The following is a 5,860-nucleotide window of genomic DNA, read 5'->3' on the forward strand; positions in this document are numbered from 1 at the left end:
GTGACTACAAAGCGAATTCGAGCGTATCTTCTTTCTGACCTTTCCTATGCCGCCCAAGCTCCTGATTTTGGCGGCCAAATCAATGCGCTATGTATTAACTCAACGCACATTTTCGCTGGTGGCCAAACTATCCTATCTCCTAAACAATATCTCATTTCTGATCTTTCTTTTGTTAAAGAATTCCCTCGCTATAAAGGCAATGTATTCTCTCTTGCCTGTGACGAAACCTACCTTTTTGTTGGTGGTTACAGTGACAATTGTGTTAAAATGGAACGAATATCTGACGCCGCAATCGTTGCTGTTACTCCTTCTTTGCCCGGTTCCATTCAATGCCTTGTTTTTGAAGGAACAAGTATATTTTGGACTGATGATGGTCCCGACTGTGTCCATAAGACAAAAGTTGGCAATATTTTAATTCAATAGTGTATGACAAAATTAACCTGATATATATGCCAATCGTTGAAGGAGTCAAAAGATTATTTTCCACATCTTCCCGAAAAATTTTCGGAAGACATCGCCATTACGGCCGAGCAATGTTCGGCTGGTCTTCCTTTGGCGACGATGACATTATTGTTTCTGTCAAAAATACTCCGCTTACCAGAGAAGACCATATCTTCTCCGGTATATACTCTTTGAAGCATTTGAACAACAAAAGACAATTCATGCGTAACGAGTATTATTCGCCATACAATCCCCGCACAGAACCTCAACAATCAAACAGGGAAAAGATTGCTGACGCTGTGCTTGCTTGGCAGGCCTTGACAAGCGAGCAAAAAGGGTTTTATAATGAACGTGCTAAAGGAAAGCATTATTCCGGGTACAATTTGTTTGTCAAAGAGTATTGCCTTTCTCACTAAGCATGTTCGCAATTTTCTTGACCTATCGTTTAAAGGTCGCCAGGAAAATATAATTAGATTTTTTTACGACATATGTGTGCAAAAGTTTCAGGACCCTTGTACTCAATGAGTGCAAGTGGAAAGATTGCCGACGCCTTCGTCTTCTTCGGTTGGAAAGGTGTCAACGTTGTTAGGCAATGGGTGAAGCCCTCCAATCCTCAGTCTGCCACTCAAGGAGACCAAAGGATTATCATGGGAGGTACAGGCCGAGCAGTTGGGGAAATCAAACCCAGTACTGCATTTGCTCAACAGTTGATTGACCTTGGTTTGATTCCTGGCGGACAGACTAAGCAATCTTTCATCGTTAAGTACATTGTGGACCACTATTTGACCGACGCGACTGCCTACGCCTCTCAATTAGCCGCTTGTACAGGCCATACTTACTACTCCGTGTTCCAATCTTCGGCTGATGACCTCGGAATTGTAGAGTTTGACCTTGATTATGCCGCAATCGCTCCGTACGACAAAGCTCTAGGTTTATACCTCATTGCGAAGACCGCAATCGCATTGGCCTTTGTTGGTACGCCGTATACCACAGCTCTTGATAGCTGGGCAACGGCAGACATTGAAGGTATGGTCGCTGACATGACCGGTGCTTAATATTCTTGTGGCGAAAAGCCCCGCTCTTGCGGGGTTTTTTGTTTGTGCTATAATAAAAATATAAAAAGATTTTATTGATATTTTTTTCGAGGTGCTATCGCAAGTCCGTCAACGTATAAGACGGTTCTGACGTAAATGCCCTGAGGTGTCTGCTCGAACCGATTGCAACATATCGCTAGGGCATCTCGAAAAAGGTATTTATTTAATTAATAATTTTAAAAAAAATATGCTTTACGACTACGAAGAATTCTATCGTAAGTACCCTGTCAATCAGCACGATGTGCCGGAACGTCATATCGCGACTGCCGCTCTTTTGAAAGGCCGTGTCCTTGATATTGGCTGTGGTACTGGTACTCTTTCCGATTATTTTTTCGGTCCGTACGTCGGTGTTGATATTTCCAATCAAGGAATTAAAATGGCTAAAGAAGTCCGTCGCAAAGACGCCGAATTTGTAGTCGGCGATTGCACTAACCCTTCTTTTCTTCATTTTGCCGATTACGACACAATCGTTATGTGCGAATTTTTAGAGCATATTGAAGACGACTCTTTGATTTTTTCTCAAATTAAAGCTCAAGCTCAAAAAGGTACTCGCTTGGTCATTTCCGTTCCTAACGGCAATCGTATTCCTTGCGATGAACATGTCCGTACATTTACGGTCCCGCAACTTCGCACAAAATTGTCGCCACTCGGCCGAGTCAAATTTCATAATTGGGCCGGATTTAAAGGACAAATTCTTTGCACTGTTGACATTGGTGAAGAAAACATCCCCTTGCTTTCTCTTTGTATGATTTTGAAGAACGAGGAGCTTGGTCTTGAAAGAGCCGTTTTGTCTGCCATAGACTACGTTGATAATATTGTCCTCGCTGTTGATAATTCCAGCAATGACAAAACGCTTGAAATTGCTAAAATGTATGCTGATACTTTAAAGACTTTTGACTGGTCCGACGATTTTGCCAAAGCCCGAAACTTTGCTCATGCCGGTATAAAAACCGATTGGATTCTGTTTTTGGACGGTCATGAATATATTGACAAGTGTGAAAAGCTAGACGAATTTTTAAAAAATAAAGCTGAGGGTCTTCTTTGTACCGTAGAGCTTGAAAATCATTTTCAATTTCGTAATCCCCGCATATACCGAAATGGCTGCCAGTTTGAAGGCCGTGTTCACGAAAAACAAAATTGCAAAGACGTTGTTTTCTTTCCCGGATTTCTCGTTAAGCATGGCCGTCTTGGCGGACAATCTGCGGAGTCTTCCGCCGCTCGTGAATGTCAGACTCGCGACATGGTTCCTCGTATAATGGGCGAAGAAATCCGAAAAAACAAAAAAAACATCCGGGCTTCTTTCCACCTTGGCCTTCACGCCCAATCAAGGAAAAGATTTTCCGAAGCGATTAAGTGGTACAATCTTTATTTAAAATACTCCCCTGTGAAAAGTGAAAGGTGGTTTGTTTTCTTCAATCGCTCCCTTTGTTATTTTGCCTTAGGCAAAAATTTCCGTGCTTTTTGGTCCGTGTTTCGCGCTGATAATGAAGTGCCTGGACGCTGGGAAATTTCAAAGCTCAAAGGTCTTATATACTACTCCTCCAAAAAGTACGGTCCCGCCATTGAGTCGTTTGTTGATAGCTTTAAAATCAATACCGGCGATCAAACATACAAACCTTGGCCGAGAGATGATTCAGCTACATGGAATTTAATCGCTGAGAGTTTCTTCCACCTCGGACAATACGACAAAGCTCACATCGCTTTTGAAAAAGTCAAAGCCATTGCAAGCAACGATATGCTTAAAGACATTGCCGGCAAACGTGCTGCTCTAATGTTTGAAATGGCAAAAACTCAGAGATAAAAAAAACGGCCAATCCGGCCGTCTTTTTTTTTCTATCCTTCTGTCTCTATCTCTGCGATTGTTTTTTCAATCACTGCGAAAGCGTTTGTTTCTTCTTCTGTTAGTGTTCTTGTTTCAATGAGTGCTCCTTTAACTATACCCAACAAGCTGAAGATTTCACCTTTTTTTGTTTCCGTCATTTTTTTGATTTTAAACATTAAACTTTTCTCTTTTCATCGACCTTTATCCAAATTTTCTTTGTTTCTGTCTTACCCCTTTACGGCCGTAAAGGGGTAAGACTATCTTGGCATTCCGTTCTTGTCGCACTTTCCAATATACTGCTCTTTTGCTTTTCTCCACCTTCCCTCTCTAAAATAAAGGTAGTAACCATGCGGGCACATTTTGCAATTTTTCTTCCCGCAATTCACTGCTTTAATTCTGACGTGCCCTCTCCACTCCGGCAGTCCCCATGCTTCTCGGATATATTTTGTTTCGCTAAATATCATGTTCGTTTTTTCTGTTTTTCGTACCAGCTTATTATAACGCAGACTAATATTGCTGTTGCTAATAAATGCAGTGTCGCCCCCATATATAGCATTCCGTATTCTAATCCCAGCATTTTATCTATTGCCCAAAGTCCTAAAAACCAAATCCCAAACTGTCCGATGATTCTTTTGATTGTTTTTTTCATGTTTTTTAATATTTTAATAAGGGTATGTTTGGCTTCCGCAGAAGCCAAAGACCAATAAGAACAGAATTATAGCTAAAACTACCAAAACCCTCCTCAAAACCCTGTTTTTGCTTGTTTTAGCCCTACTACAATACCATTGTCCGTCTATTAAAACTGCCATATCAAAATAACTTCATTTGATTGCGGCTAATTTTTTCCATGTCTTCGACCTTTGCTTTCTCCACGCATTCTTGGCATAGGTATTCGCCGAAGTAATTCCAAAGAATTGCTCCGTCGTTTCCGCACCTTGCGCAAACAAGGTGCTCTTTCTTTCTGGCTTTTTTCTTCGCCATGTTTTTTTTAGTCCGCTGTTGCCAGCCGGAACCGCTAGAATTATGCTTCTATCTTATCCCCTTTCACTTTTTTTGTCAAGGGGTAAGATTGCAGACAAACAAAAGACCGACTTTTTAAGTCGGTTGCTTTTGCTCTGCGGTCATTATCACTATACACTATGATGTTTTTTTTGTCAAGCGTCCCCGCACTCCCAGCATTTTTTGGAGGCGTTCCACCAGCTTATATGATTCTCTTTGACTGCTTTGCAAAAGAACCTTGTTGACAGTACGATGTCGTATGCGTCATTGTCGCAAACTTCCGGGTGGTACTTGTCATTTATTTGAAATAGTCCGCGATCTACGGACCCGTCAGTATTCACATTTTTCGCCGTAGGCGACAAAGCGCTTTCGCATTTTGCCACTCTGACAGCAAGGTCAGGGTCAACCGCTTCTTGTTTTGCTACATAGCGAACAATGCTTTCTACTAGTGTTTTATTTGTTGTGTTGCTTCCTGTCGTTTCCACGTCTTTTCCGTCCATTACTCCTTGAAGAATTGCGATTCCGGTGAAGCCTGCCATGAAAGCAGTTATGAAACTTCCGTCAATGTACATTCCCGCCGCTCCTCCAATAATCATTCCTCCAATACAACCAAGGCCGAGCTTTCCGTCGTTCCATTTTGGCATTTCGATTGTGTTGTCTTTAAATATATCTTTAGCCAATGCTCCCAATGCCCCTGCCAAAAATATCGTTACCATTACGTCCATAATTGTTTTTTAGCTTTTGTTTTTTATTTTGTGATTTTTTTTCGCCGGATTTATTAAGAAGAAGAATTCTGATATGTACCCCCCTTCGGGGGGTTTTTGTTGTAAAGGCCTCTTACTGCTCGCGTCGCGAGAAGTTTGAGTGCCTTTGCTGGTTGAAGTTCCTCCCTTCGGTACGGCTCCCGCCTGTTTCGAGGTGGCGGGACCCCAGCTTTTGGCTCTTTTAACTTAAACCCTTTCGGGCCGTTCCAGTAAGATGGCCACAGACCTGGACTCTTTAACGTCGCAAAAAAGATTTATCTCTTAACGACATGTCGCTATTCAATTTTTTTCCATTCTATAAAATTATTTTTTAATTGTCAATCCCTGTGTTTTTTTTCTCTTGTGAAACTTCTCTTTTTTTAAAAAAAAGAGAAGTTCCCCTTTTCTTTCTTTATTTGCTTGCTTTCTTTTTGGAAAAGAAAGCAAACTATACCGCAAGTTTTTTCCCCGCAGACCGCCACGAGCATTTGCGAGTGGCGTACCTTTTGCCTCCGACTGAGGCCGAAGGCCACGGACGCAAAGCGGCCGAGCGGCCGTTCCGAAAGGGGGGACGCCAGCAGGCGGGAGCGCGAAGGCGCGACTCGACCCCCAGCCGGAGACGGCCGCATGGTATAGGCAACAAACGTGCCACGTCAAAGAAACGTCCAGCGTGACCCGCGAGCGATAGCGAGCGGGCCTATTGATTCAAAAAAAAAATACAAAAACAACGAACGAATTTCACGAGCGAAGCGAGTGACTAA

General features: G+C 42.4%; 7 protein-coding genes. 4 read left to right on the forward strand and 3 right to left on the reverse strand.

Features of this window, described 5'->3' with window-relative positions:
* The 4 genes from WC310_05730 to WC310_05745 all read left to right on the forward strand — a co-directional run.
* The coding region (locus tag WC310_05730; protein ID MFA5359281.1) for a hypothetical protein at positions 1-423 on the forward strand (423 nt) is incomplete at its 5' end.
* A gap of 26 nt (positions 424-449) precedes the next feature.
* Complete coding sequence (locus WC310_05735; protein ID MFA5359282.1) at positions 450-857, forward strand: hypothetical protein; 408 nt, start codon at positions 450-452, stop codon at positions 855-857.
* 354 nt (positions 858-1,211) lie between these two features.
* Positions 1,212-1,496 carry a hypothetical protein gene (locus WC310_05740; protein MFA5359283.1) on the forward strand — a complete coding sequence of 95 codons (285 nt, stop codon included), beginning with the start codon at positions 1,212-1,214 and terminating at the stop codon, positions 1,494-1,496.
* A 226-nt stretch (positions 1,497-1,722) separates the two neighbouring features.
* The gene (locus WC310_05745; protein ID MFA5359284.1) at positions 1,723-3,336 is read left to right on the forward strand and encodes a methyltransferase domain-containing protein; all 1,614 of its coding nucleotides are present in this window, start codon (positions 1,723-1,725) and stop codon (positions 3,334-3,336) included.
* A gap of 32 nt (positions 3,337-3,368) precedes the next feature.
* Here the strand turns inward: WC310_05745 and WC310_05750 are convergent, their stop codons facing one another.
* The 3 genes from WC310_05750 to WC310_05760 all read right to left on the reverse strand — a co-directional run bounded on the left by WC310_05750 (position 3,369) and on the right by WC310_05760 (position 5,081).
* A complete protein-coding gene (locus tag WC310_05750) occupies positions 3,369-3,533 on the reverse strand; it encodes a hypothetical protein (protein ID MFA5359285.1) in 165 nt (54 codons plus the stop codon).
* 284 nt (positions 3,534-3,817) lie between these two features.
* Positions 3,818-4,006 (reverse strand): hypothetical protein, encoded by a 189-nt coding sequence (locus WC310_05755; protein ID MFA5359286.1) that lies wholly within the window; start codon positions 4,004-4,006, stop codon positions 3,818-3,820.
* A 505-nt stretch (positions 4,007-4,511) separates the two neighbouring features.
* Entirely contained in the window at positions 4,512-5,081 is a 570-nt protein-coding gene (locus WC310_05760; GenBank protein MFA5359287.1) for a transglycosylase SLT domain-containing protein, read from the reverse strand.
* Between the last annotated feature and the right edge of the window lie 779 nt (positions 5,082-5,860).

Source organism: Patescibacteria group bacterium (genome assembly GCA_041653535.1).
Taxonomy (GTDB): Bacteria; Patescibacteriota; Patescibacteriia; order JACRDY01; family JACRDY01; genus JBAZFH01.

Bases quoted from the DNA above. Each gene is read 5' to 3' on its own strand.
- WC310_05735 (MFA5359282.1), top strand. From the start codon at position 450: ATGCCAATCGTTGAAGGAGTCAAAAGATTATTTTCCACATCTTCCCGA.
- WC310_05745 (MFA5359284.1), top strand. From the start codon at position 1,723: ATGCTTTACGACTACGAAGAATTCTATCGTAAGTACCCTGTCAATCAG.
- WC310_05750 (MFA5359285.1), bottom strand. From the start codon at position 3,533: ATGTTTAAAATCAAAAAAATGACGGAAACAAAAAAAGGTGAAATCTTC.
- WC310_05755 (MFA5359286.1), bottom strand. From the start codon at position 4,006: ATGAAAAAAACAATCAAAAGAATCATCGGACAGTTTGGGATTTGGTTT.
- WC310_05760 (MFA5359287.1), bottom strand. From the start codon at position 5,081: ATGGACGTAATGGTAACGATATTTTTGGCAGGGGCATTGGGAGCATTG.